Consider the following 395-nt stretch of genomic DNA (forward strand, 5'->3'; position numbering starts at 1 on the left):
TCGATGCGTTTGCCGTTGTGCGAGTAGTGGTACCAGTAGAGCAGCATCGAGCCGAGCGAGGCCATCAGCTTGTCGGCGATGTCGCGTGCGCCCGGCAGGTTGTGGTCGTCCTTCTCCGGCAGCACGGTGCCGAGCACCGACACGCCGGTGCGCATCACGTCCATCGGATGCGCGGCGGCCGGGATCCATTCGAGCGCGGCTTTCACGTTGGCGGGCAGGCCGCGCAGTGCTTTCAGCTTCGTTTTGTACGCGGTGAGTTCGGCCTGGGTCGGCAGCTTTTCATGCACGAGCAGGTACGCGATCTCTTCGAATTCGCAGGCGCTGGCGATATCGAGAATGTCGTAGCCGCGGTAATGCAGGTCGTTGCCGGTCTTGCCGACCGTGCAGAGCGCCGT

The 395-nt window shown here is 63.8% G+C and carries 1 protein-coding gene; it reads right to left on the minus strand.

Features of this window, described 5'->3' with window-relative positions; all coding sequences use genetic code 11:
* Positions 1 to 395, minus strand: a 395-nt coding sequence (locus tag PQR32_RS42205) for a citrate/2-methylcitrate synthase (protein ID WP_408241836.1), incomplete at both ends; no start/stop codon positions are given.

Origin of the sequence: Paraburkholderia dipogonis (genome assembly GCF_046027395.1) — a bacterium.
Taxonomy (GTDB): Bacteria; Pseudomonadota; Gammaproteobacteria; order Burkholderiales; family Burkholderiaceae; genus Paraburkholderia; species Paraburkholderia dipogonis_A.